Consider the following 19765-nt stretch of genomic DNA (forward strand, 5'->3'; position numbering starts at 1 on the left):
CCGAAAACAGCGCGTCTAGCCTGCTCTGTCAGTGCACCGAGAACGTGTGGGCTTCGTTGATTGCGCGCCCTTTTATGCGTTTGCGAGTATAGGGGTCGAGACTGTCAAAGCGCTGTTGCGCAAAGATAAGGTCGATCGCTCTTCCCGAATTGAGGGCAGCACTAAGCGCGTCCGCGACATGACTTTCGCGTCCGGTAACATCTGCCACAGATATCTGGAGAAGCCGCAATGCCTTTTCGGCAACCGATACGGTCATAGTCCAATCCTTCCTTCTAAAGGATATTTATTCCCCACCGTTTTGGTAGGTCCGGGAGTTATAGATAAAATTTTATCGAATTACAAGGAAATTTCTGCCTATCCGGCAATATGTGCCGGGCTGAGCCGCGCGGCTCAGCGAGTCGGCACCGGCTCATCGCCGGAATAATCATAGAAACCGCGGCCTGTCTTGCGACCGAGCCACCCTGCTTCGACATATTTCACCAGCAGCGGGCACGGCCGATACTTGCTGTCCGCCAGCCCGTCATAGAGCACATGCATGACGGCAAGGCAGGTATCGAGACCGATGAAATCGGCGAGCTGCAACGGGCCCATCGGATGATTGGCACCGAGCTTGAGCGCCGTGTCGATGGAATGAACCGAGCCCACGCCTTCGTAGAGCGTGTAGATCGCTTCGTTGATCATCGGCATCAGAATGCGGTTCACGATGAAGGCCGGGAAGTCTTCCGCGACCGACACTGTCTTGCCGAGCGCCAGGGCCAATGCCTGAACGGCCTCGAACGTGTCCTGCTCTGTGGCGATGCCGCGGATCAGCTCGACAAGCTGCATCACCGGCACCGGATTCATGAAATGCATGCCGATGAACCGGCCCGGCCGGTCCGTGACGGCGGCAAGCCGGGTAATCGAGATCGAGGACGTGTTGGTGGCGATAATCGCATCGGCCGAGAGATGCGGCACCAGCGTCTTCAGGATCTCGCGCTTGATCGACTCATCCTCGGTCGCCGCTTCGACGACGAGATCGCAATCACTGAAAATCGCGTAATCCGTACTTGTGGAAATCCTGGCAAGGGCCGCGCCCACGTCGGTATCCCCGACCTTGCCGCGCGCCGCCTGGCGGTGCATGTCCCGCTCGATCTTTTCCATGGCTTCGACAAGCTGGGATTCTTCAAGATCAAGCAAACGGACTTCGAAGCCCGAAAGCGCACAGACATGGGCGATACCGCCGCCCATCTGTCCAGCTCCGATCACACCGATCGTGCGCAGGTCCATATTCCTTCTCCCCGGTCTTTCCGGGCGGCCCCTGCAGGGCCGTCCAGTGACGGGCAGCATGGGACGCCCGTCACCGGTTGGCTGTCAAGTTTTAGTGGCTATCAGGCGTTAGCCGTCCAGTTCCTTGCTGAGAGCCGGAACGGCCTCGAACAGGTCAGCGACGAGGCCGTAATCGGCGACCTGGAAGATCGGCGCTTCCTCGTCCTTGTTGATAGCGACGATGACCTTGCTGTCTTTCATACCGGCAAGATGCTGGATCGCGCCGGAAATGCCGACGGCGATATAGAGATCCGGCGCCACGACCTTACCGGTCTGGCCGACCTGGTAATCGTTCGGCACGAAGCCCGCATCGACGGCGGCGCGCGAAGCACCTACGGCGGCACCCAGCTTGTCCGCAACCTCTTCCAGCATGGCGAAGTTCTCGCCGTTCTGCATGCCGCGACCGCCGGAGATGACGATCTTGGCGGAGGTCAGCTCTGGACGCTCCGAGCTGCTGAGCTCGGCGCCGACATAACTGGTCAGACCGGAATCGCCCTTCGCATCGGCCGCTTCGACTGCGGCCGAGCCGCCTTCGGAGGCAGCGGCATCGAACGCCGTGGTCCGCACGGTGATGACTTTCACCGCGTCGGAGGACTTCACCGTGGCCATCGCGTTACCGGCATAGATCGGACGCACGAAGGTGTCCGCATCGACAACGCCGGAGATCTCGGAGATCTGCTGCACGTCGAGCAGGGCCGCAGCGCGCGGCAGCACGTTCTTGCCGAAGCTGGTGGCCGGGGCCAGGACGTGGCTGTAACCGGTGGCGAGAGCCACCACCAGCGGCGCAACGTTTTCCGCCAGACCGTTGGCATATTCCGTTGAGTCTGCATGCAGAACCTTGGAGACACCGGCGATCTTGGCAGCGGCATCTGCGGCAGCGGCTGAACCGCTTCCGGCCACGAGCACGGTGATGTCGCCACCGATTTCGGCAGCGGCGGTCACGGTGTTCAGGGTGGCGGGAGCGATATCCGAATTATCGTGTTCGGCAACGACGAGAACGCTCATCAGATCACCTTTGCTTCAGTACGCAGTTTCGAAACCAGCTCGGCGACGTCGGCGACCTTGACGCCTGCTTCGCGCTTGGCCGGCTCCTCCACCTTGAGGGTTTCGAGGCGCGGCGCCGGATCGACACCGAGATCGGCCGGTGACATCTGGTCGATCGGCTTCTTCTTCGCCTTCATGATGTTCGGCAGCGAAGCGTAACGCGGCTCGTTCAAGCGCAGATCCGTCGTCACGATGGCCGGCAGCTTGAGCGAGATGGTCTCGAGACCGCCGTCGATCTCACGGGTAACCTTGGCTTCGCCATCGCCCATTTCGATCTTCGAGGCGAAGGTCGCCTGGCCCCAACCGAGCAGCGCGGCCAGCATCTGGCCGGTCTGGTTGGCGTCGTCATCGATGGCCTGCTTGCCCAGGATGACGAGTTCCGGCTGTTCCTTGTCGACCACAGCCTTCAGCATCTTGGCGACGGCCAGCGGTTCCAGATCGCCGTCATGCAGCACATGGATACCCCGGTCCGCGCCCATGGCGAGCGCGGTGCGGATGGTTTCCTGGCACTGCTGGGCGCCCAGCGATACGGCGATAACCTCGGTCGCAGTGCCAGCTTCCTTGAGGCGGATCGCCTCTTCGACGGAAATCTCGTCGAACGGATTCATGGACATCTTGACGTTGGCGAGCTCGACCCCGGTCTGGTCCGCTTTGACACGAACCTTGACGTTGTAGTCGATGACCCGTTTGACGGGTACGAGAACCTTCATGGCGACCCCGGTATAGATTTCAGTTTCAATAGCGGCACTCGGTCATAGGCGAAGCGTTTTTCGCCTGTCAAGCTGACGCCGCCGCCTTATGCCCTTTATCCGACATCCGGCAACATGGCGGCTTTTCAGCGATTTTTACCCGGAACCCATAGCACATCGCCTGCTCCGTCATCATTGATATGCCGAGCAAGCACGAACAAATGGTCCGATAGACGATTGATAAACTTGATAGCATCCGCACTGACAGCCTCTTCTTCGGCCAATGCGGTCATGGATCGCTCCGCCCGTCGCGCCACCGTGCGCGCCAGGTGCAGATAGGCCGCGGCAGGCTTGCCGCCCGGTAAAATAAAAGAATCCAGCGGCTTCAGCTTCTCATTCATCGCGTCGATCTCGCGCTCGAGGCGCTCGACCTGTGCAACATCGATGCGAAGCGGCGTCCATTTCGGGTTTTCCTGCTCCGGTGTTGCCAGATCGGCACCGAGATCGAAGAGATCGTTCTGAATCCGGGCCAACATGGCATCGACCTCCGGATGCCCCTCCGTATGCAGCCGGGCGAGGCCGATAATACTGTTCGTCTCGTCGACCGTACCGTAGGCCTCAGGCCGGAGCGCATGCTTCTTGACCCGGGTTCCGTCCCCCAGGGACGTCTCACCGGCATCCCCGCCGCGAGTATATATTTTGGTCAGCCGAACCATCTGAACGCCCCCGAAACTATTTTGTGCAGAGCTGTCGCGTCAGCGGCTCAGAGCCAGAGCGATCATGAAGATAACAACCGCAACGAATTGAAATAACACACGATATCGCATCAGCTTGTTCGAGCGACGAGGCGCGTCCACACCGCCACGGGCCATGGACACGAGGCCGCCGAAGAGCGTGCCGAGCACGAGCAGCAGCGAGCAGGCCATCAGGATGATTACAAAAACATTCATGCGCCCCATATAGAACGCAGCGCTGGCATTGACCAGTGCCGAAGGTTCACGGCGGCAATCCGCCACAGCACAGACGCGAAACGATTTGATGCAAATGCCGTTTAATTCCGACCCAAAATTTACCTGTTGTTAAACAATCGGACCGAGATCGAAACAGATTTAACATTTCGTAACTCCGTTATGAGTTGATTCACCCTCTTTTTCCGAAATATACTTCCTGAGTGGCCCCAAGATTTGCTATTCGAAGCCCGTGAACCCCAATTTGTAGTAGGATACCCGACTCCAGATGCCTGACGATTCAGCCCTGAATTATGCAACCGCACACTACAAAAACGATGCAATTTCAATTAATTACAAGAAGAGTCAATCCTATATCGTCCCCTGTTCGAGCAGTTTTCGCGACCGTGTAACAGCATTTGCAGATTCACAGGGCGCCAGCGTTGCCGATCTGGCGCGCGGTGTATTCCTGCTGGTGCCAAACGAAACCGTGATGGCGACAGACGACCCGGGAGAGCCCGCACCCGACGACCGGGAAGTGGTTAAACTCCAGTCCGGACCGTCGAAAGGCCGCACTCTGCGCCGGAAACCGCGTTTGCAGCTTCGCCTGCCGATCGGCTACGACATTGCCCGCCTGCGCCGTGCCCTGTCTCTTGCCTTGAAAATGGCCGAAGGCGAGAAGACCCTCAGCGTCGAGTCAGCCGACGACCGCAAAAAACGCAGCGATGACCAGGCCGTTCGCGTACGCCTTCAGGAAGATATCGAACAATTACAGCGTATTATCGGCGATCTCGCCTTCGAGCCGTTGCATGAGGGGATCACGAGCCGGAGCGAGGCACTGCACGTCATGGGCTTTGCCCCGACCGCCGTGCCAGACCAGAAAGCCATTCGCGGCCGGTATCGCCGACTGGCACTGGTATTCCATCCGGATTCGCCCTTCGGCGACCATCAGCGGATGAGCCAGCTCAATGAAGCCCTGGAGAAACTGACACGCGCTTGAGGCCGGGGCTCTTGACGGTTCTCCTGGGGCACAATAGGTTCGGTTTCATGATGAATTATGCATTCCGGCATCTGGCCGGTCGAATTATCGGGCGAATTAGCACCCCGGTCCTCTGATAGGGCCGGGCACGTTGCTATTTTCCCTTATTCGACCCCCAAAGCCGGAGTGGTTTTGTCATGCAAGACGTTGTTGCGTCTCAGTCTTTTCTCCCCAATTCTTCCGAAACCCGCGTCGAAACCGACGTGACAGCCTGCTTTTCGGTTCAGGCCGTCGCGGATCCTTCAGTGATGCCGCGCGTCCTCGAGCTGTTTGCCAAGCGCGGCCTGATTCCTGCTCGCTGGCACAGCGATCTCGGCGGCCGGCGCCGGGACGAGCTGGCCATCGACCTTCAGGTCCAGGGCCTGACCCGTTCCCAGCGCGACCATACGGCGGCCATCCTGCGCGGCATGGTGTACGTCACGTCGGTTCTGGTATCGGAAAAGCGTTACTCCTGATCCACCCCGCCGGCGGAAAGGTCTGCCGGTGAGCGGATATCTGCACTATCTGAAGGTCTGCAACGCCTACAATCCGGCCGATTATCGTCCCTGGTCGATTTCCGGAGCGATGATCGGGCAGGTTCGTCATCCGGTGGCCGAGCAGCTGACCGGGTTCGGCTTCGCGGATCAGGGGGGCACGCTTGCGCTGCCGCCGGCCTCCTTCGAGGGGCTGAGCGAAACCCTGGCGAAAGCGACAGACGGTTTGCGTACGGCCGGTCTCGCGGCAAAGCCCCGGGGCGAGCTTTACCCGCTGCTCGCCCATCCGGACAGCGCGCCCCTGGCAGCGCTTGATCGGGGCGCCGCCACCGAATTCGGCATCCTGAACAGGGGCTTTCACCTGAACGGCATTGTCCGGCGCGTGGACGGGACCTTCATGTGGGTCGCCCGGCGCGCCCGTAACAAGGCGACCTATCCCGGCAAGCTGGACAACATGGTCGCAGGCGGCCACCCGATCGGCATCTCCCCCTTCGACAATCTGCTGAAGGAATGTCACGAGGAAGCCGGCATCCCGCCGGAAATCGCCGCGACGGCGCGGCCGACCGGGACCATCAGCTATCAGATGGCCATTCCGGCCGGCCTGCGGCGGCACATGTTCTATACCTACGATCTGGAACTCGATCCGTCCTTCATCCCACAGCCGATAGACGGCGAGGTCGAAAGCTTCGAGCTGCTGCCGATCGGTCAGGTCATGGAGATCGTCGAGAACGACCCGGATGCCTTCAAATACAACTGCAACCTCGCGATCATCGACTTCCTGGTCCGGCATGGATTCATCGCGCCGGACCACCCGGATTATTTCGAGATCGCATCGGGTTTGCGTCAGCCGCTCTTCTGATCAGCCAGCGGCTCTTCTGCTCAGATTGCCGTTTCCGGCCGGACGCCCGGATGGTTCGCCGGGTGGGCGGGCGGCCCTTCCGGCGCGGGCGGCATTGCCAGATCACCCGCCAGCATTGCATCGACCGTCTTCAACAGAGTGCCGAGCCTCCGGTCCGGCATGCCGAGATCGACCAGATGGGCCACCGTGTTGACCAGATAGTCCCGGCATGGCCCCGCGGTCCCGACACCCTGGATGACGAGGGCCGCCCGTTGTTCCACCGTCAGGTCCACTGCATATTGCGCATGGGCGCGGTCCACGACATAAGACTGGGCCACGACGCGACGCCCGGACACACCTTCGATGACCGGCAGATGGCGGGGATCGTAAATACCGGTGATCATTTCCCGTTCGTGCAGATAGGCCAGCACCGCATCCCGGTTTTCCGGCGCGATCCGGTAGGCAATGCCGCGGCAGGACCCGCCCCGGTCAAGGCCAAGCACGAGGCCCGGCCGCTCCGGCGTGCCGCGATAGCGATGCGACCAGACACAGAAATCGCGATGATATCCATTGAGGCGGACCGGTAGCCGCTCCACATAGTCGAAGCCCGGCCGCCACATCAGCGAGCCGTAGCCGAAAACCCATAGATCGTCGCTCTCGGTGGTCATATCTTTCGGGACACTCGGGAAGTAAATTGCATCAGATGACGAACCAGATAACCACACCACCGGCACGGCACAAGAGCCCGCGGCGCATCGGTACCGTTCTTTCCTTCGTGCTGGCGCTCGCGGTGTTGACCTATGTCGGCAACTGGTTCGCCGCAGCTTTCTGGCTGGAAGGCCGGATCGAGGACTGGGCCACGGCAGAGCGCGCCAAGGGGAACGAGGTCACTTTCGGCACATTGCGCTTCGAGGGCTTTCCCTTCGAAATGAGCATCCTTGCGCCGGACGTCCTGTACCGGCGGAACCGGGAAGCCGTGATCGAAACAGTGGCGACCGACCGGCTGCGGCTGTCCGCCAAGCCATGGGCGCCGCTCGATCTGACGCTGACGGCGGAGAAAGGCGTGACCGCGATACAGAAAGCTCCCGCGCAGGGCACGACGGTGACCCTGACCTCGGCGCCAGACACCACAATCAATGCCAAGTTCTACAGTTCGGGTGTGCTGGAGCATGCCCGGCTGAGTGCCGCCAGTGGCAGGCTGGTCTCAGAGCGCGATGGCGATCCCGCAGGCCCGCGCGAAGCCGCCCGGCTCGGTGCGACAACGGCGACCCTGGATCAGGCAGACAACGTTGTCAGCCACACGGATGCGGCGGCCGTCATCAGCCTCACCACCGCCCGTCTGGAAACGCCGGCCCTGAAGCAGCTCGGCACGGCGGCAGACCATGCAAGGCTCTCTCTTGAGGCCACTCTGCGTGGCGTCCTTTCCGGCACAGATGCGGCGGATCTTGCGCTCTGGCGGGATGCAGGCGGGACGGTCGATATCGACCGCTTCATGCTGTCGCTCGACCCGGTGGCGCTGAGACTGAACGCAACGCTGGCGCTGGATCAGCTGCTCCGACCGGAAGGTGCGGGTACTCTTGAGATCAAGGGATTCGACGAGGCCCTCGAAGACCTGATCAGCGCCGGACACCTGAAACGGGACGCCGCGGAAGTCGCCCGGCTCGTGCTCGGTGCCTTCAGCCGCAACAGCGATCCGGACGGACGCCGGGTTGTCAGCGTTCCGGTTGCGGCACAGAACGGACGCGTCAGCGCCGGTCCCTTCACCTTATTCCGGTTTCCCGCCTTCTGAGTCCGCATCCTCTTTATTGGCGTCCGGCCCCCAGGGGTTGGAGCCTTCCTGATGCGCCTCGACAACACTCCGCCGGACTTCCCGTGTGCGCTCGAAAAACTCATAGAGCTTGTCGCCCTCGCCCCACCGGATCTGCCGCTGCAGTGCGGTCAGATCCTCGGTGAAACGCTGCAGCATCTCCAACACCGCTTCCTTGTTGTTCAGAAAGATGTCGCGCCACATGGTCGGGTCCGAGCCGGCAATCCGGGTGAAGTCCCGGAAGCCACCGGCGGAGAACCGGATCACATCCTGCCGCTCCTGCTCCTCCACATCGAAGGCCGTGCCGACGATGGTGTAGGCGATCAGGTGAGGCAGGTGAGAGGTCAGCGCCAGCACCTTGTCGTGGTAGGCCGCATCCATCACCTCGACGATGGCGCCGACCCGGGACCACAGAGCCTCGACCTTCGCTGTTGCCGTGGGGTCGACACCTTCTTCCGGCGTCAACAGCCAGAAACGGCCCCGGAACAGCTCGGCAAAACCGGCATCGGGGCCGGACTTCTCCGTTCCTGCGACCGGGTGACCGGGAACGAAGTGAACACCTTCGGGAACCAGCGGCGCCACGTCACGCACCACAGCCAGTTTCACCGAGCCGATATCGGTCAGGACCGCGCCTTGCTCCAGATGAGGCGCGATCTCGGACATGATCGCGGCATAAGCGCCAACCGGCGCGCACAGGACGACACCGTCGGCGCCGGTCACGGCCTCTGCGGCGGTTTCATGCACACTGTCGACGATGCCAAGCTCCAGCAGCCGCGCCCGGACCGCCGGATCACGGTCGAAGGCCGCAAGATGGGCAGCACCGTTGCCAGCCTGACGCACGGCACGGGCGATGGAAGAGCCGATATTGCCGACGCCTATCAGCGCCAGCCGTTTAAAGACAGGCTCGTCCTGGGGAAGATCTGTCATGCTCATGATGCCGGCCTTTCCTTGCCGAGAAAGTCCGCCAGCGCATCGACCACGTCGCGCATTTCCTCGCCGGTGCCGATGGACAGCCGCACGGTGTCGGGCACGCCGTATCCGGCCATCTCCCGCACCAGAATGTTCCGGTCCGCGAGAAAAGCGCGGGCCGCTGCGGCATTGCGCCCCTCTTCTTCCGGGAAACGCAGCAACAGGAAATTGGTCACGGTCGGCAGCGCCTCAAGACCGAGCTCGGTGAACTTCTCCACGCTCCAGGGCAGCCAGCGGTTGTTGCTCTCAACCACCGCTTCCTGGAAGGCCAGATCCTCAACTGCGGCAATCCCGGCCGCGATGGCCAGCGAGTTCACGCCGAACGGCTGCTTGATGCTTTCCAGCGTCGCGGCGATGTCCTTCGGCGCGTAGGCCCAGCCGAGCCGGAGGCCTGCCATACCGTACAGTTTGGAGAAGGTCCGCAGCATCACGACGTTGTCGTGCGCCTCGACCAGCTCAATGCCGCTGTCGAAATCGTTCTTCGTTACGTACTCGCAATAGGCGGCGTCCATAACCAGCAGGATATCGTCCCGCAACCCGGCCCGCAGGCGCTTCACCTCGTCCTGCGGGATATAGGTGCCCGTCGGATTGTTCGGGTTGGCGAGGAAAACCATGCGGGTACGGTCGCTGACGGCGGCAAGGATCGCATCGACGCTGACGGTATATTCGTCGTCCGGCGCCATCACCGGCACACCACCCGCAATCCGGGTCGCCATCGGGTAGACCAGAAAGCCGTATTGGGTGTGGATCGCCTCGTCGCCCGGCTCGAGATAAGCGAGGCAGAGCGTCTGGATCAGCTCGTCGGAGCCGCAGCCGAAGACAATGCCCGCCGGATCGATACCGTTACGCTTTGCCACCGCCTCGGCCAGCCGGCTGGCGGCAACGGCAGGGTAGCGGTGCAAGTCCGGGTCGGCGCTGTGCATCGCCGCCAGCGCTTTCGGGCTCATGCCGAGGGCACCTTCGTTGGCGGAGAGACGGATGACCCGTCCCGGCTTGCTCGCACCACCGTGGTTCGGCGTGTAGCTGACCATGGTCGCGATGGAGGATTTCGGTTTGATAGACGGCGTCTTATTGCTGGAAGACATGATTTTATCAGTTCAAAAAGCGGACGGAAGATCGGATCTGGGTCCGGCGGCGGGCCGAAAAATCAGCCGGCGTGAACCGGGACCGCGTAAGCGCCGATGCGGTAATAGGGCACCTCGCCTTCGCGGCCGCCCAGATGTCGCTCCAGCCCTTCCGGGATCTCCAGGAACCCGTCCTGTTCGATCAGCCGATAGCCGTCGCCTTCATCAATCACCGCTCCCGCAAGCTCGACACCGTCGCGCACCGCGAACAGCGTCTTGTCCTCGCCCGAAGATTCCGGCTCCTGTCCCGCGACGATGAAGGCATCGCCCGCGAAGCCGTTGACCCCAACAGCGGCGCCGGTCTCGCAAAAAGGAAGCCGCGCAATGATGCGCGGCGTCGCCAGACCGGTTCTGTCGGAAACCAGCTGCGGCCACCATCGTGCGGACGTCATCGGGAAGCCGGGCAGCACACCGAGCGTCGCCGAGCCGTCGGCAACCGCGGCCAGCACAGCCTCGGCACTATCCATACGCTCGATCGTCGCCGAGATACCGCAATGGTCGCGCGCCAGGTCATAGACCTTCTCGGCGCCTTCCGGCAGGTAGACCGCGGCATGGACATGGGTCTGCATGTTCAGGTTGGCGCTCAGGATTTCGCGCCAGAACCGGATCAGCGTCGGGATGTTCAAGTAAGATTCGTTACGCCCAACGAGACGGCGGATGATCTGCGCCTCGCGGCCCGGACGGAAATAGGGGCCGCGGTCGCCGCCCTTGGCATCGGCGACCTGCTTGCCGATCTCGACGCGACGCATCAACAGATCGTGCAAAGCCACGTCGATCCCGTCGATCTCCCGCCTCAGATCATCAAGCGTGCTCACCGGACTAGCCTTCCAATCGAACCCCGAACGGGTCCTCGCGGACCCGAAAATAAAAAGATTGCCGGAAAACCCCATTCCCGGCGCGGCGGCTAGCAATAAACGTGGCAGGCGCCGAATTCAAGCGGGCAGAGAACCGGTTGGCGGAAATCGGGACAGCTTTGGCTGGTTGGTTGCCTGATCAGCTGTCCCGGGTGTCGGGAAAATAATTCGCCGTCAGGCGATCTGGTCGCAGATCGCCAGCACCCGATCCTTGACCAGCGGCGTGGAGAATTCCCGGAAATCGGCCATGAAATCGGCCGCCTTGTGTTCCTCGAACGCCGCCATATCGGTGTAGGTTTCCCAGAGCTGGAAAGCCCCCGGGTTTTCCTGGTCGCGGGCGACCAGAAAGCCCTTGCAGCCTTCCTGGGTCAGGCTGTTGGCGGCGTGCTGCTTCAGACGCGCTTCAAAAACTGCGGCGTCACTCTCGGCAACAACCAGTTTCACGGCGATCACAATCATTTCTGTTTCCTCCTCTGTAGATTTTCAGCCATGCGGCCATGACCGCCGGCTGTGTTCAGGGCTGTCGCCCGGCGCCTGGGCATTGGCAGCAATTGTCGGATTTTCACCGCCCGCCCTTTCGGCCGGGCATAGATCTGTTTCGTTGCCTCGATCAGTACCACGCCGGAGAACCGGTTGAACCAGCGCTCACCCAATTTTTCCACGGCGGAGGCGGAACGCAGCAGCAGTGGCGAATTCGAGGGCGGCATGTAGAGCGCATGCGCGGTCAGCGAGGGCGCGAACATATTGTCTTTCAGCAGCCGGGAGAGCTGCGAGGGGGAATAGGGATGGCCGTGCCCGAAAGGGGTGCGGTCGAGCCGAGCCCAGATGCCGCGCCGGTTCGGCACCACAACCAGCAGCCTGCCGTTCCCGGCCAGCACCCGCCAGATCTCCTGCAGCATGGGGCGGAGTTGCTCGGTGCATTCCAGCGCATGGACCAGCAGCACCCGGTCGACGGAAACGTCCTGCAGTGGCAGTTCGGCCTCGTCGGAAAGGCAGACCAGCCCCTTGCCCTCACGCGGCCAGTGCAGCACGCCCTGCTGGGAGGGCATGATCGCGATCACCCGCTCCGCCTCGTCCCGGAACGGACGCAGGAACGGCGTCGCGTAGCCGAGTCCGAGCACGGTTTCGCCCTTGGTACTCGGCCATAGCTCGCGGACACGGCGACGGATCATCCGCCGGGCGACTTGCCCGACGCGCGTGCCATAAAAATCCCAGAGATCGACTGCATCGTTGAACATGTTCCATACCGGCAGTTCACATGTCGCGGAGGGATCATAGTCGTCCGCTTGGCCGCGTCAAAAGGTTGATGCTACGGTCCCGCCTGCGTTTCCAAGATGCCCTCACCGATTCCAAGGAGCGAAGCAATGGCCCGTCTCGAAGTGGTGCTGGTCCCCGCCAGATCCGACAATTACGTCTATCTGCTGCATGACGCGGACAGTGGCGCGACCGCCGTGGTCGATCCCGGCGAAGCGGCCCCGGTGATCGCGGCGCTTGAGGCACGCGGCTGGAAGCCAAGTCACATCATCAACACCCACCATCATGGCGACCATATCGAGGGCAACGAGGCCGTGCGGGCCAAATACGGTTGCACCCTGGTCGGGCCGAAATCGGAGACCGCACGAATCTCTGGTATGGACGTCACCCTGGCCGAGGGCGACAGTTTCGAGTTTGCCGGGCACAAGGCGGAAATCTTCGAGACGCCAGGCCACACGCTGGGCCATATCGCCTTCTTCTTTCCGGATTCGGATATCCTGCTGTCCGGCGACACGCTCTTCGTGCTCGGCTGCGGCCGGGTCTTCGAAGGGACGATGGAGCAGATGTGGGACTCGCTGAAAAAACTGCGCGCCCTGCCGGCCTCGACCCGGATCTATTGCGGCCATGAATATACCCAGTCGAACGCCCGCTTCGCGGTCTCGATAGACGGCGGCAATGCCAAGCTGAAAGCCCAGGCCGCGGAGATCGACCGGCTACGGGCAGACGGCAAACCCACCGTGCCGTCCACACTTGGCGACGAGCTGGAGACGAACCCGTTCCTGCGCGCGGACGATCCGGCGCTAGCCGCCGCCATCGGCATGGCGGGTGCGGATCCGGTCGCGGTCTTCACAGAAGTGCGGCATCGCAAGGACACTTTTTAAGCCCATATTCAGGGCAACCGGCTCACCGAGCCGGGCATCCAAGGGAGCGAACATCAATGAAACTGTTTTATGCACCGGCATCCCCCTTCGTCCGGAAGGTCGTCGTCTTCATCAAGGAACTCGGGCTTGAGGACAAGGTTGAGCTGGTCAAGATCTCCACCACAGTGGTTGACCAGAACGCGGAACTCGCCGCCAGCAACCCAGTCACCAAGATCCCGACCCTGGTGATGGATAACGGCAAGGGCCTGTTCGATTCCCGTGTCATCACCGCCTATCTCGATTCTCTCGTCTCCTCGCAATCCTTCTATCCCGCCGAAGGCGAGGCACGCTGGGACGTGCTGTGCATGGAAGCCCTGGCGGACGGCCTGATGGATGCCGCCGTGAACAACCGCTACGAGCGCGGCATGCGCCCGGCCGACAAGCAGTGGGACGCCTGGAGCGACGGTCAGGTGAAGAAGGTCCATGGCGCCCTTAAGGCGCTAAACGACGCGGCCGGATCTTTTGGCGACAGGATCGATGCGGGCATCGTGGGCGCCGCCTGTTCCTGCGGCTATCTCGATTTCCGCTATCCGGATATCGGCTGGCGCGAAAGCTACCCGGCTCTGGCCGCCTGGTACGCCAAGTTCTCCGAGCGCAAGTCGATGCAGGAAACCCAGCCGCCATCCTGATCAGACATGAGCACATCCGACTGGAAAGCCATCGTCGCGAAGCTCGGGATGCAGCCGCATCCCGAGGGCGGCTATTACGCCGAAACCTGGCGCGATGCGCCGGGCGACGGCAGCCGGGGCACGGTGACCCAGATCTATTATCTGCTGCCGGCGGGGGAGGTCTCCGCCTGGCACCGGGTCACGGACGCCACCGAGATCTGGCACCATTACGCGGGCGCACCACTTGCGCTGACCCTCTCGCCGGACGGGCATGACGCGGAAGCGCATCATCTCGGCCCCGACGTTCTGGCCGGTCAGAAACCGCAGGTCGTTGTGCCGGAAGGCTGGTGGCAAGCGGCGGAAAGTCTCGGGGAATGGACGCTGGTCGGCTGCACCGTGGCGCCAGCCTTCGATTTTTCCGGCTTCGAAATGGCCCCGCCCGACTGGCGGCCAACGCCGCGCCGCAGCTAAACCCGCTCGACCACGCCCATCTTCAACAGCCAGGCCAGTGCCCGGAAGGTACGTGCCGCTTCGGAAACGGCGGCCTCGGGCAGATCTTCCTGCATTTCCATGACGCCCTGCTGACGCATGGCGGCAACCAGCGCCCTGCCGTCTTCGAGCGAGCGCCGGTCCATGGCGCTGATCGGGCTTTGCGCCAATTGATCGAGCAAGGCTTCGGCATCGCTGACAGGCTGAACCTTGAAAGCCCGGCCAATGGCCTCACTGGCGAAGCCCGCGAATGTGCGGAACGGATCCGTAATCTGCGGACTGGGCTTCGGCTCTTCTTCAAAATGGAAAGCCCGGCGCTCTTCCAGCTCCTGCCAGAGCGCCTCATAGGCGCGCACGATCACCGGCCAGTCATAGGTCTGAAGAGCACGGCTCCGGGCCGCCTCCCCCATGCGCCCCGCCACCTCCGGGTCGATCGCAAGAGCGGCAAGAGCCTCGACCGTCTTTGGAATATCCACCGCCACATGCTGGGCCACGACACCGACATGAACGTCGTAATCGTCCTGCTCGGCTGCCAGACGCCAAGCATATTCGTAGCCCGCACCGGACGGCGGCATCAGGGTCGGGATCAGGAAGCCGGTCTCGCCATGCACCACCGTATCGCGATAGCCGTCCCAGTCGCTGACCACCGTCGGCAGGCCCGCCGCCATCGCTTCGACCGGGGTCAGCCCAAAACTCTCCTGCACATTATCCACGAGCGAAACAAACACGTCAGACGCGGCCAGCACGGCGGCTTTCACTGCCGGGTCGCGGGCATCCGCCTTTATCACCTGCACATTCGGCGCGAAGCTTTTCGCCGCCGCATCGAAGGCCGCTTCGGTTTCCGGATTGTAGTACCAACCCGCCTCGATCAGCGTGACCGGTCGGCCGATCCTCGCCGCCAGCATTTCCAGCGCCCGATAGAAGGGTGTCGGATGCGCTTTCGTGTGATAGCTGAGCCGACCGAGGAACAGCACGACAAAACTGTCCTCGGCGATCCCCTGCACCATGCGAAAGGCTTTGCCTGCTGCTGGATCGATGGCGGAGAAGCTGCCAACATCGACCCCGAGCGGGATCACCGGCAATTGCGGCAGGAAAGTCGGCTTTCGCCCGACAATATCCCCAAGCGCGTCCGCATAGCCGTCAGCCAGCGAACGGACCAGCCCCCGGATCGGCTCCGACGCACAGATCAGCGCATCCCAGGACGCCATCGGCGCTACCAGCATTTCACGCACCGCGTCCTGCGCCCGTGCCGAGGCCATCGCGTGTGTTACACCGCTGAGCGAATAACGCCCACGCCCGATCAGGCGGCGATGCCAGGCACGCTTCGCCAGCGCCGGTCCCGGCATGAAAAGCCCACCTTGATCTGCCAGTTTCCTCGGCTGGTGAGCCGGGACATGGATCAGGGCACGGTCCGTCGGAAAATCCGCCTTGAAGCGTTCGAAATCGGCCGGCATCGCATGTATCGGGACCGCGCCTTCTTTGCCGTGGTCGAGATAGGCAGAGATAAAACCGGCATTGGCAACCTGGCGTCCGACAAGCCGGGATGGATCACCCGCCTCCGTGACAAAGTGAAGAGCGGTACGTCCGATCATTCTTCTTCCTTCGTGTTCGACTGCGGCGTCTTCCGCCGGAAGATCATGTCCTTCGAGGCGAGCACGGCACCGCCGACGATCAGCAGACAGGCCAGCGCGACCACTCCAGTAAAGGGAGCCAGTCCGACCGCGATAAGCAGGATTGTCGACAACAGCGGCGCCGCATAGGACGACGCGCCGAGCGCCTGGATATCGCCGCGCTTCACACCGTAATCCCAGGTGAAGAAAGCGCCGCCCACCGGCCCGAGCCCGAGCAGGGCGACCGCGCCCCATTCCAGCATGCCGTCCGGCCAGACCGTCTCTTCGAATGCCAGATGACAGATCATACCGAGCAGGGCCGCTACGGCGCAAAAGCCGCCGACAGCCTCGGTCGGAACGGAACCGAAACGGCGCGACAGCACCGAGTATCCGGACCAGGTAACGGCGCAGACGCATGCCGCGCCATAGCCGAAGCTGTAACGCGGATCGAGTTCCAGGCTCTGACCGCGCGTCACCAGCAGGGCCGCACCGCCCAGCCCGAGCAACGCACCCGCGACATGAAACCAGCGCAGCCGCTCTCCCGGCAGCAGGGCCGAGAAAATAACGATCAGCAGCGGCCAGAGATAGGCGATCAGGCTGGCCTCGACGGTCGGCGCGTTGTCGATCGCGACGAAATAGAAGAAATGATAGCCGAACAGGCCGCCAACCCCGAGCAGCCAGACCATCGGTTTCTGCCGCATATAGGTGAGCGGGTTTTGCCCCCGGATCAGCCAGAAGATACAGGCGATCAGGGTGGCGATCCCGAAACACATGGCGAGAAGCTGGAACGGCGGCACCTTGCCGGTGAGCGCGGTGAACAGCGCCAGCGCCGCCCACATGAGCACGGCTGTAAAGCCGATAGCGGTCGCCTTCAGGCGAACTGCACGCTGGTCCATATCCTAAAGAGCCCGGCGGGCCTTAAGGGCCTGGGTCAGGGTTCCGTCATCCAGGAAATCAAGCTCGCCACCGACCGGAACGCCGCGCGCCAGACGGGTGATGGAGAGATCGAGCCCGGCAAGCCGATCGGAGATGTAATGCGCGGTCGTTTGTCCGTCGACAGTCGCATCCATGGCCAGGATCACTTCCTTTACCTCAGGCGAACCGGAACGGGCGATCAGAGCATCGAGATTAAGATCGTCCGGCCCGACACCGTCGAGCGCCGAGAGCAGGCCGCCGAGCACATGATAGCGGCCCTTGAAGGCGCCGGCCCGTTCCAGCGCCCAGACATCGCCGACATCCTCGACAACGCAGATCACCGAGCCGTCGCGGCTCTCGTCCTTGCAGATGTGGCAGGGATCGCTGGCATCGAGATTGCCACAGACCGAACAGTCCCGCACCGCTTCCGCCGCCGCACCGAGCGCATCGGCCAGCGGACGCATAAGCGTTTCCCGCTTGCGCAGCAAATGCAGCACCGCCCGGCGGGCCGAGCGCGGGCCGAGGCCCGGCAGCTTCGCCAGATAGTGCATGACGCGATCGAGCTCATCCATAGCTTGGGCTGTCCTGCCGGCCGCTATCGGATCAGAACGGCAGTTTGAAGCCCGGCGGCAAAGGCAGCCCGCCGGTCAGCTTCTGCATTTCGTCCTGCATCTTTTCGTCCGCCTTCGCCTTGGCGTCGTTGGCGGCGGCGATGATCAGGTCTTCCAGCACTTCGGTATCGGCCGGGTCGACAATCGCGGGATCGATCTTGATCCCCTTCATCTCGCCCTTGCCGGTCATCTTCACGGTGACCATGCCGGCCCCGCTGGTGCCCTCGACCTCCAGCTCCTGCATCTGCGCCTGCATTTCCTGCATGCGCTCCTGCATCTGCTGAACCTGCTTCATCATGTTGCCGAGATTTTTCATCGGGTCATGCCTCGTTCGCTTGACTGTCTTCGTCACTGTAAGGGGCGGCCTCCGCGGCAGCCTCCTCGGGGATTTCCCTGACCAGCGGTCGAATGGCTTCTATCGTGCTTTCGGGGAAGGCTTCAAGCACCGCCGCGACCACCGGGTGTTCGGAGATCGATTTCCTCTTGGCCGCCTCGGCATTCGCCTTGCGCTCCGCCAGGGTGTGAATGTCCTCGTCGCCCGGCATTGCATCGTTCGACTCGACGGTCCACGGAATGCCCGTCCACAGCTTCAGCTTGGCTGCGACCTGACCCGGCAAACTGTCCGGCGCACCGGAATCGAGAACGATTTCCAGCCGGCCCGCCTCGGCGGAAATCGGCCGGACCGAGCGGCTGAGTTGTGCATGCAGCAATGCCTCTCGATGTTCCTCGAACAGCGCAACCACGGCCTCGAAGGTTTCCGGAATGGCCGGAGCTGCCGGCTCGTCCAGAACCGGCGGCGCGACTGGCGACGCGACAGACTCTGGGGCAGAGACCGGAGATGGCACTATCGCGACCGGTGCCGGCGTTCGTTCCGTCTGCGCTGCCGTCTGATTTTGCGCGGCCGCCGGTTGGCGCCCCGGAGCCGCGTCAGGCTTTCCCGCCTTGATAGCCTTTACCAGATCTCCCGGCGGCGGCAGATCCGCCGTGTAGGCCAGCCGGATCAGCACCATCTCGAGCGCGGCCAGCGTCGAGGGCGCACTCTGCACCTCGCCGAGGCCCTTCAGAAGCATCTGCCAGGTCCGCGCCAATACCGGCAGCGTCAACTGGTCCGCAAAAGTAACGCCGCGCGTCCGTTCCAGCTCGGAAGCACCTTCCAGTGCCGAGTCGCGGGCTGTTTTCAGCCGGGTGATCAGGTGTGTCAGATCCAGCAGATCCTGCAGCACGACCACCGGATCGGCGCCGGACGCATACATGGAACGAACATCGCCCAGTGCCTCGGCGATCTTGCCACCCATCACCTTCTCGAACAGATCGAAGACCAGCGCCCGGTCGGCCAGACCGAGCATCTCCTGCACCTGGGCCGCCGTGATCCGGCCATCCGCAAGTGCCATCGCCTGATCGAGAATCGAAAGACCGTCACGGGCCGAGCCGTCGGCGGCGCGGGAAATCAGCGCCAGCGCCTCTTCGTCCGCCTCGACGCCTTCCTTGCCGCAAATGGTGCCGAACAGCTCCATCAGCTCGGAGACGTCGAATCGGCGCAGATCGAATCGCTGGCAACGCGACAGCACGGTGATCGGCACCTTGCGGATCTCGGTGGTCGCGAAGATGAATTTCACATGCTCCGGCGGCTCTTCCAGCGTTTTCAGCAACGCGTTGAAGGCGTTGCGCGAGAGCATGTGCACTTCATCAATGATGTAGACTTTGTAACGGGCGGAAACCGGCTTGTAGCGCACCCCGTCGATGATCTCGCGGATATCGTCCACGCCGGTGCGCGAGGCCGCATCCATCTCCATCACGTCGACATGCCGGTCCTCGGTGATCGACCGGCAGGGATCGCACACACCGCAGGGCGTCACGGTCGGACCGCCTGTGCCGTCCGGACCGATGCAGTTGAGACCCTTGGCGATGATCCGCGCCGTCGTCGTCTTGCCGACCCCGCGTACGCCGGTCAGCACAAAGGCATGAGCAAGACGGCCTGACGCGAGCGCGTTGCGCAACGTGCGGACAAGCGCGTCTTGACCTTTCAGGTCATCAAGCGTCTGCGGCCGGTATTTCCGCGCGAGCACACGGTATTCGGCCTTCGGCGCAGCAACGTCGCCTGCGGGGCCATCAATGATCTCGGAAGGTGTCTGATCGTCCATGCGGGGGATCATAGGGGAGAGGTGGAAGACTGGGAAGCGACCCGAGCCAAATCTCGTTACGGCTGCTTCCTTCCGGACCTGACCGGATTGGCGAGGAGCTCGTCCGTCCCAGCCTTCCGAGGGTTCTA

24 protein-coding genes and 1 other RNA gene are annotated in these 19765 nt (G+C 62.6%); 7 read left to right on the top strand and 18 right to left on the bottom strand.

Features of this window, described 5'->3' with window-relative positions:
• Positions 1-28 precede the first annotated feature (28 nt).
• The 6 genes from VOI22_RS17120 to VOI22_RS17145 form a co-directional block, all read right to left on the bottom strand.
• Positions 29-256, bottom strand: a complete 228-nt coding sequence (locus tag VOI22_RS17120) for a hypothetical protein (protein ID WP_193172153.1) — start codon at positions 254-256, stop codon at positions 29-31.
• A 134-nt stretch (positions 257-390) separates the two neighbouring features.
• Entirely contained in the window at positions 391-1266 is an 876-nt protein-coding gene (locus VOI22_RS17125; protein WP_323797669.1) for a 3-hydroxybutyryl-CoA dehydrogenase, read from the bottom strand.
• 108 nt (positions 1267-1374) lie between these two features.
• The gene (locus VOI22_RS17130; protein ID WP_323797670.1) at positions 1375-2310 is read right to left on the bottom strand and encodes an FAD-binding protein; all 936 of its coding nucleotides are present in this window, start codon (positions 2308-2310) and stop codon (positions 1375-1377) included.
• Positions 2310-3059, bottom strand: coding sequence for an electron transfer flavoprotein subunit beta/FixA family protein (locus VOI22_RS17135; protein WP_323797671.1), 750 nt, complete (start codon positions 3057-3059; stop codon positions 2310-2312). Before VOI22_RS17135 ends, VOI22_RS17130 begins: the two co-directional genes overlap by 1 nt.
• 125 nt (positions 3060-3184) lie before the next feature.
• On the bottom strand, positions 3185-3754 hold the full coding sequence (locus VOI22_RS17140; RefSeq protein WP_323797672.1) for a cob(I)yrinic acid a,c-diamide adenosyltransferase: 570 nt from the start codon (positions 3752-3754) through the stop codon (positions 3185-3187).
• A gap of 39 nt (positions 3755-3793) precedes the next feature.
• Complete coding sequence (locus tag VOI22_RS17145) at positions 3794-3988, bottom strand: twin transmembrane helix small protein (RefSeq protein WP_323797673.1); 195 nt, start codon at positions 3986-3988, stop codon at positions 3794-3796.
• Between the two features lie 286 nt (positions 3989-4274).
• Here VOI22_RS17145 and VOI22_RS17150 point away from each other — a divergent pair, with 286 nt between their 5' ends.
• The 3 genes from VOI22_RS17150 (at position 4275) to VOI22_RS17160 (ending at position 6356) form a co-directional block, all read left to right on the top strand.
• Positions 4275-4985 (top strand): J domain-containing protein, encoded by a 711-nt coding sequence (locus VOI22_RS17150; RefSeq protein ID WP_323797674.1) that lies wholly within the window; start codon positions 4275-4277, stop codon positions 4983-4985.
• A 176-nt stretch (positions 4986-5161) separates the two neighbouring features.
• A complete protein-coding gene (locus VOI22_RS17155) occupies positions 5162-5479 on the top strand; it encodes a hypothetical protein (protein WP_323797675.1) in 318 nt (105 codons plus the stop codon).
• A 28-nt stretch (positions 5480-5507) separates the two neighbouring features.
• Complete coding sequence (locus tag VOI22_RS17160; protein ID WP_323797676.1) at positions 5508-6356, top strand: NUDIX hydrolase; 849 nt, start codon at positions 5508-5510, stop codon at positions 6354-6356.
• Between the two features lie 20 nt (positions 6357-6376).
• Here VOI22_RS17160 and VOI22_RS17165 read toward each other — a convergent pair whose 3' ends face one another.
• Positions 6377-7003, bottom strand: coding sequence for a gamma-glutamylcyclotransferase (locus tag VOI22_RS17165; protein ID WP_323797677.1), 627 nt, complete (start codon positions 7001-7003; stop codon positions 6377-6379).
• 35 nt (positions 7004-7038) lie between these two features.
• Between VOI22_RS17165 and VOI22_RS17170 the strand changes: the two genes are divergently transcribed.
• On the top strand, positions 7039-8124 hold the full coding sequence (locus tag VOI22_RS17170) for a DUF2125 domain-containing protein (RefSeq protein ID WP_323797678.1): 1086 nt from the start codon (positions 7039-7041) through the stop codon (positions 8122-8124).
• On the opposite strand, the gene VOI22_RS17175 is transcribed toward VOI22_RS17170, so the two are convergent.
• The 5 genes from VOI22_RS17175 to VOI22_RS17195 form a co-directional block, all read right to left on the bottom strand.
• Positions 8101-9069: a prephenate/arogenate dehydrogenase family protein gene (locus tag VOI22_RS17175; RefSeq protein ID WP_416366264.1), complete on the bottom strand. Its 969-nt coding sequence runs from the start codon at positions 9067-9069 to the stop codon at positions 8101-8103. The genes VOI22_RS17170 and VOI22_RS17175 overlap by 24 nt on opposite strands.
• Positions 9070-9071: 2 nt before the next feature.
• A complete protein-coding gene (locus VOI22_RS17180; protein WP_323797680.1) occupies positions 9072-10196 on the bottom strand; it encodes a histidinol-phosphate transaminase in 1125 nt (374 codons plus the stop codon).
• A 62-nt stretch (positions 10197-10258) separates the two neighbouring features.
• Entirely contained in the window at positions 10259-11050 is a 792-nt protein-coding gene (locus VOI22_RS17185) for a chorismate mutase (RefSeq protein WP_323797681.1), read from the bottom strand.
• 213 nt (positions 11051-11263) lie between these two features.
• Positions 11264-11548, bottom strand: a complete 285-nt coding sequence (locus VOI22_RS17190; protein WP_323797682.1) for a putative quinol monooxygenase — start codon at positions 11546-11548, stop codon at positions 11264-11266.
• Complete coding sequence (locus VOI22_RS17195; RefSeq protein ID WP_323797683.1) at positions 11545-12327, bottom strand: class I SAM-dependent methyltransferase; 783 nt, start codon at positions 12325-12327, stop codon at positions 11545-11547. The genes VOI22_RS17190 and VOI22_RS17195 overlap by 4 nt, the downstream gene beginning before the upstream one ends.
• Positions 12328-12453: 126 nt before the next feature.
• On the opposite strand from VOI22_RS17195, the gene gloB reads away from it, so the two are divergent.
• The 3 genes from gloB to VOI22_RS17210 are packed head-to-tail and all read left to right on the top strand — an operon-like array spanning position 12454 to position 14342.
• On the top strand, positions 12454-13224 hold the full coding sequence (gene gloB / locus VOI22_RS17200) for a hydroxyacylglutathione hydrolase (protein WP_323797684.1): 771 nt from the start codon (positions 12454-12456) through the stop codon (positions 13222-13224).
• 56 nt (positions 13225-13280) lie between these two features.
• Positions 13281-13892, top strand: coding sequence for a glutathione S-transferase (locus tag VOI22_RS17205; RefSeq protein ID WP_323797685.1), 612 nt, complete (start codon positions 13281-13283; stop codon positions 13890-13892).
• A gap of 6 nt (positions 13893-13898) precedes the next feature.
• Positions 13899-14342, top strand: a complete 444-nt coding sequence (locus tag VOI22_RS17210) for a cupin domain-containing protein (RefSeq protein WP_323797686.1) — start codon at positions 13899-13901, stop codon at positions 14340-14342.
• Here the strand turns inward: VOI22_RS17210 and VOI22_RS17215 are convergent.
• From VOI22_RS17215 to ffs, 6 genes are all read right to left on the bottom strand, one after another.
• Complete coding sequence (locus tag VOI22_RS17215; protein ID WP_323797687.1) at positions 14339-15952, bottom strand: glycosyltransferase family 4 protein; 1614 nt, start codon at positions 15950-15952, stop codon at positions 14339-14341. The two genes, VOI22_RS17210 and VOI22_RS17215, sit on opposite strands and share 4 nt — an antisense overlap.
• The gene (locus VOI22_RS17220) at positions 15949-16866 is read right to left on the bottom strand and encodes a DMT family transporter (protein WP_323797688.1); all 918 of its coding nucleotides are present in this window, start codon (positions 16864-16866) and stop codon (positions 15949-15951) included. The genes VOI22_RS17215 and VOI22_RS17220 overlap by 4 nt, the downstream gene beginning before the upstream one ends.
• A gap of 3 nt (positions 16867-16869) precedes the next feature.
• Positions 16870-17457: a recombination mediator RecR gene (gene recR, locus VOI22_RS17225; protein ID WP_323797689.1), complete on the bottom strand. Its 588-nt coding sequence runs from the start codon at positions 17455-17457 to the stop codon at positions 16870-16872.
• 31 nt (positions 17458-17488) lie between these two features.
• Positions 17489-17812, bottom strand: a complete 324-nt coding sequence (locus VOI22_RS17230; RefSeq protein ID WP_323797690.1) for a YbaB/EbfC family nucleoid-associated protein — start codon at positions 17810-17812, stop codon at positions 17489-17491.
• Between the two features lie 4 nt (positions 17813-17816).
• A complete protein-coding gene (locus tag VOI22_RS17235; RefSeq protein ID WP_323797691.1) occupies positions 17817-19637 on the bottom strand; it encodes a DNA polymerase III subunit gamma/tau in 1821 nt (606 codons plus the stop codon).
• A gap of 20 nt (positions 19638-19657) precedes the next feature.
• Positions 19658-19755: signal recognition particle sRNA small type (ffs, locus tag VOI22_RS17240), an RNA gene on the bottom strand.
• Between the last annotated feature and the right edge of the window lie 10 nt (positions 19756-19765).

The organism is Nisaea sp. (assembly GCF_034670185.1).
Taxonomy (GTDB): Bacteria; Pseudomonadota; Alphaproteobacteria; order Thalassobaculales; family Thalassobaculaceae; genus Nisaea.

Excerpts from the sequence above, each read along its gene's own strand:
- VOI22_RS17120 (WP_193172153.1), bottom strand. The coding sequence starts at position 256 with ATGACCGTATCGGTTGCCGAAAAGGCATTGCGGCTTCTCCAGATATCT.
- VOI22_RS17125 (WP_323797669.1), bottom strand. The coding sequence starts at position 1,266 with ATGGACCTGCGCACGATCGGTGTGATCGGAGCTGGACAGATGGGCGGC.
- VOI22_RS17130 (WP_323797670.1), bottom strand. The coding sequence starts at position 2,310 with ATGAGCGTTCTCGTCGTTGCCGAACACGATAATTCGGATATCGCTCCC.
- VOI22_RS17135 (WP_323797671.1), bottom strand. The coding sequence starts at position 3,059 with ATGAAGGTTCTCGTACCCGTCAAACGGGTCATCGACTACAACGTCAAG.
- VOI22_RS17140 (WP_323797672.1), bottom strand. The coding sequence starts at position 3,754 with ATGGTTCGGCTGACCAAAATATATACTCGCGGCGGGGATGCCGGTGAG.
- VOI22_RS17145 (WP_323797673.1), bottom strand. The coding sequence starts at position 3,988 with ATGAATGTTTTTGTAATCATCCTGATGGCCTGCTCGCTGCTGCTCGTG.
- VOI22_RS17150 (WP_323797674.1), top strand. The coding sequence starts at position 4,275 with ATGCCTGACGATTCAGCCCTGAATTATGCAACCGCACACTACAAAAAC.
- VOI22_RS17155 (WP_323797675.1), top strand. The coding sequence starts at position 5,162 with ATGCAAGACGTTGTTGCGTCTCAGTCTTTTCTCCCCAATTCTTCCGAA.
- VOI22_RS17165 (WP_323797677.1), bottom strand. The coding sequence starts at position 7,003 with ATGACCACCGAGAGCGACGATCTATGGGTTTTCGGCTACGGCTCGCTG.
- VOI22_RS17170 (WP_323797678.1), top strand. The coding sequence starts at position 7,039 with ATGACGAACCAGATAACCACACCACCGGCACGGCACAAGAGCCCGCGG.
- VOI22_RS17175 (WP_416366264.1), bottom strand. The coding sequence starts at position 9,069 with ATGACAGATCTTCCCCAGGACGAGCCTGTCTTTAAACGGCTGGCGCTG.
- VOI22_RS17180 (WP_323797680.1), bottom strand. The coding sequence starts at position 10,196 with ATGTCTTCCAGCAATAAGACGCCGTCTATCAAACCGAAATCCTCCATC.
- VOI22_RS17190 (WP_323797682.1), bottom strand. The coding sequence starts at position 11,548 with ATGATTGTGATCGCCGTGAAACTGGTTGTTGCCGAGAGTGACGCCGCA.
- VOI22_RS17195 (WP_323797683.1), bottom strand. The coding sequence starts at position 12,327 with ATGTTCAACGATGCAGTCGATCTCTGGGATTTTTATGGCACGCGCGTC.
- gloB (WP_323797684.1), top strand. The coding sequence starts at position 12,454 with ATGGCCCGTCTCGAAGTGGTGCTGGTCCCCGCCAGATCCGACAATTAC.
- VOI22_RS17205 (WP_323797685.1), top strand. The coding sequence starts at position 13,281 with ATGAAACTGTTTTATGCACCGGCATCCCCCTTCGTCCGGAAGGTCGTC.
- VOI22_RS17210 (WP_323797686.1), top strand. The coding sequence starts at position 13,899 with ATGAGCACATCCGACTGGAAAGCCATCGTCGCGAAGCTCGGGATGCAG.
- VOI22_RS17215 (WP_323797687.1), bottom strand. The coding sequence starts at position 15,952 with ATGATCGGACGTACCGCTCTTCACTTTGTCACGGAGGCGGGTGATCCA.
- VOI22_RS17220 (WP_323797688.1), bottom strand. The coding sequence starts at position 16,866 with ATGGACCAGCGTGCAGTTCGCCTGAAGGCGACCGCTATCGGCTTTACA.
- recR (WP_323797689.1), bottom strand. The coding sequence starts at position 17,457 with ATGGATGAGCTCGATCGCGTCATGCACTATCTGGCGAAGCTGCCGGGC.
- VOI22_RS17230 (WP_323797690.1), bottom strand. The coding sequence starts at position 17,812 with ATGAAAAATCTCGGCAACATGATGAAGCAGGTTCAGCAGATGCAGGAG.
- VOI22_RS17235 (WP_323797691.1), bottom strand. The coding sequence starts at position 19,637 with ATGGACGATCAGACACCTTCCGAGATCATTGATGGCCCCGCAGGCGAC.